Annotated in this window: 5 protein-coding genes and 1 pseudogene; all 6 read left to right on the top strand. The window is 63.7% G+C overall.

Going from position 1 to position 2,919, the window contains the following annotated elements; all coding sequences use genetic code 11:
* Positions 1-648 (top strand): M15 family metallopeptidase (locus tag A5686_RS03905; protein WP_156749925.1); only part of this gene is annotated, 648 nt, incomplete at its 5' end.
* A 27-nt stretch (positions 649-675) separates the two neighbouring features.
* Positions 676-1,182 (top strand): DUF2505 domain-containing protein, encoded by a 507-nt coding sequence (locus A5686_RS03900; RefSeq protein WP_067931327.1) that lies wholly within the window; start codon positions 676-678, stop codon positions 1,180-1,182.
* Positions 1,183-1,236: 54 nt separating this feature from the next.
* A pseudogene (locus A5686_RS03895) lies at positions 1,237-1,624 on the top strand (LysR substrate-binding domain-containing protein); the annotation flags it as partial.
* A 27-nt stretch (positions 1,625-1,651) separates the two neighbouring features.
* The gene (locus tag A5686_RS27515; RefSeq protein ID WP_197520468.1) at positions 1,652-1,810 is read left to right on the top strand and encodes a hypothetical protein; all 159 of its coding nucleotides are present in this window, start codon (positions 1,652-1,654) and stop codon (positions 1,808-1,810) included.
* A gap of 63 nt (positions 1,811-1,873) precedes the next feature.
* Complete coding sequence (locus A5686_RS03890) at positions 1,874-2,311, top strand: nitroreductase family deazaflavin-dependent oxidoreductase (RefSeq protein WP_067931320.1); 438 nt, start codon at positions 1,874-1,876, stop codon at positions 2,309-2,311.
* A gap of 55 nt (positions 2,312-2,366) precedes the next feature.
* Positions 2,367-2,825: a GAF domain-containing protein gene (locus A5686_RS03885; protein WP_082947474.1), complete on the top strand. Its 459-nt coding sequence runs from the start codon at positions 2,367-2,369 to the stop codon at positions 2,823-2,825.
* The last annotated feature ends 94 nt before the right edge of the window (positions 2,826-2,919 follow it).

Genomic DNA, 2,919 nt, shown 5'->3' with positions numbered 1-2,919 from the left:
ACCGCCGCGCCGGCGCCACCCGCGGCCAGGTCATCGTCCGCCGCGTCGTCGGCGGCCGGCCCGCCGCCGACAGCCGGCCCGCCGCCGCCTGCCGATAGCAACGTTCGGCCGGTCAGCGCCGCGGAGCTTGGCGCGACCTGGCGACCGGGCTGCCCGGTGGAGCCCGCACAGCTACGACGAGTCGAGGTCGACCACATCGGTTTCGATGGACAGACGCACCGCGGTGAACTGATCGTGCACCAGGACGTGGTGCCGGAGGTCATCACGGTCTTCGCGCAGCTGTACCGACTTGGGTTTCCGATCGACAAGATCCGCACAGCCGACCACTATGCGGCGGCCGACGACGAGCTCTCCATGGCGGACGACAACACGTCGGCGTTCAACTGCCGAGGCATCCCGGGAAGCGGCCACTGGTCTCAACACGCCTATGGTCGGGCGATCGACGTCAATCCACGTCTCAACCCGTGCGTCGACGCCAGCGGCACCTTCCAGCCGCAAAACGCCGCGAACTACCTGGACCGCGGCCGAAGGGAGCCAGGACTCCTCCACGACGGGGACCCCGCGGTGCGCGTCTTCACCGACCGCGGGTGGCGGTGGGGTGGTCACTGGACGGCGCCCATCGATTATCAGCATTTCGAGCGATCCTGAACCGCGACTCTGCAAGAATGCATGGATATGTCGCGCTCATTCGACGTCTCGACCGAGTCACCCGCCAGTGTTCAACAAATCCATGCCGCATTCGGTCGCGAAGACTATTGGGTAGCCCGCATCGCCGATGCCACCAACATCACCTTGGATTCGCTGGTGGTCGACGCCGACGGCACGGTGACAGTGAGCACAACCCAGCATTTCGGTCGTCAACTGTTACCCGGGCTGGTCACCAAACTCGTCAAAGGTGACCTCAAGCTGATGCATACCGAGATATGGCGGCCAGACGGTGACCGGCGGGTGCGCGGGCAAGCCAGCGTCTCGGCGTCCGGTGGATTGGGATCTGGTCACATGGAGACCTGGCTGGCACCGACGGATGACGGCGGTTGCCAACTGCGCTCGGCCGTGCGCGTGGAAGTGAAGATCCCCTTGCTCGGCGGCAAACTCGAGAAATCCATCGGATCCGATTTGGCCAACGGCATCCCTGAGATACTGCGCTTCACCACCATGTGGATTACCGAAAACGCGGCGTAATTCGTCGGTCGCGCCCTGATAGTGGTGGGTAAGGGATTCGCGCCGGCACAAGCAGTCGACAACATGGTCGACCCGATCAAGGACGGTTACGACGTCGTGTTCGGTCCCGGACCGCTACAGGATTCAACGCTGATCGCGCTAAAAGTCTTCGACCTGAACCTGTTCCTGTGCGCCTCAAGCGATTTCGTAGCCCAAACGAAGGGGCAGATCACCGCGCCCGCGCAGCTGAACGCTCTGCCGTTCATCGACTTCGGATTCTGCGGGCCCCGAAAGCCGCCGACGACCAAACTCGACAGACGACATGAGTTGTCGCCACGAGTGCGCGCGCGGGCCAACAACTTTCAGGTGTGCAAAAAGTACATTCTGCACCACCCTGATCAGCGCCTTCTATGACACGGCGTGTCAGATCATCGCCGAGAACATCGCCCGAGCAGAGACCTAAGAGTGCGGCCGAATTGAAGGACACCTTATGCCCAGTGAACCCGACCATCCACCGAAGGCCACGCCACAACCGAAGCGGGTGCACCTCACGCCCGAGGACGTGGAGAGGTTCGGCGACGAGGAGCAGGTGCGCGAGGCGTCAGACGAGCGCCGGCTGCGCGACGAGCAACCGCCGCACCACCACTAACGCCGGGGGCGCTGTAAAGACAGCACTGGCGAAGTGCGATGCCGCTGAGTGAGACTGGTAGCCATGAATCTCGTGGAAAGGGTCTTCTCGCAGGTGCTGCGGGTGCACGACACGGTCTATCAGAAGACGAACGGCTGGATCGGTCATCGCACATTGTGGATACCGAGCCTGCTGCTGCACACCGTCGGCGCGAAGACCGGTAAACAACGCACGACGTCGCTGACCTACGCCCGCGACGGTGACAACTATCTGATCGTCGCCTCGAAGGGCGGTGCACCCAAGTCTCCCGACTGGTACCACAACCTGAAGGCCAATCCCGACGTCGAGATCAACGTCGGCCCAAGACGTTTCGCCGTCACCGCACGACCGGTGCTGTCCGGCGATCCCGACTACCAGCGGCTATGGCAGATCGTCAACAAGAACAATCAAAACCGCTACAACGAATACCAGAAGAAGACGTCGCGCCCGATTCCCGTGGTGGTTCTCGCCCCGAAGGGCTAATACAGTCCGGAAAACGGCTCCTATCGGGCGGCCGCGTCGCGGCATGATGTCTCTCGTGGTCGCCGTTTACCGCGCGCCGATGCGATCCCGCAACGATGCAATCGAGCCCCAAGCCACCATCGATCGCGCTCGGCGGCTCGGCGTGTGCGGGTTCGGGCAATTCGTGAGCCGGTCGGCCGAACGCGAGCGGCTCGCCCGTCGGGTCATTCGGTTCGCCGAGCTCGACGACGGCTCGTTCGTGTGGACCCGCGACCCCCATGGGTGGTTCTGGTTGGGCCGTATCTCGGGGCCGTACGTCCACGACACCGGCAAAGCCGCTGCGGCGGCGGATTTGGTGCACATACGACCCTGCGAGTGGCTGTCCATGCCGATCCTGGAACACGACGTGCCGGCCGCCGTCGTCGCCACCTTCGGCCGGGGCGGACGGAACTTCCAGGAAATCCACCATCCCTCGATCGGCGCTGAGACCCAATCGATTTGGGATGCACGGATAGATCGGCCCGCACCAGACTAGAGCACCGCGGAGCCCAGGACACCTGAGCTGCCGTAGCTGTCGCGAGTACGCCCTTTCGGTCAACCTTCGACGGCGAACAACGGCCACTCGCCCG

The organism is Mycobacterium sp. E2479 (assembly GCF_001667925.1).
Lineage (GTDB): Bacteria > Actinomycetota > Actinomycetes > Mycobacteriales > Mycobacteriaceae > Mycobacterium.
This window is presented reverse-complemented; position numbering and strand designations above follow the sequence as displayed.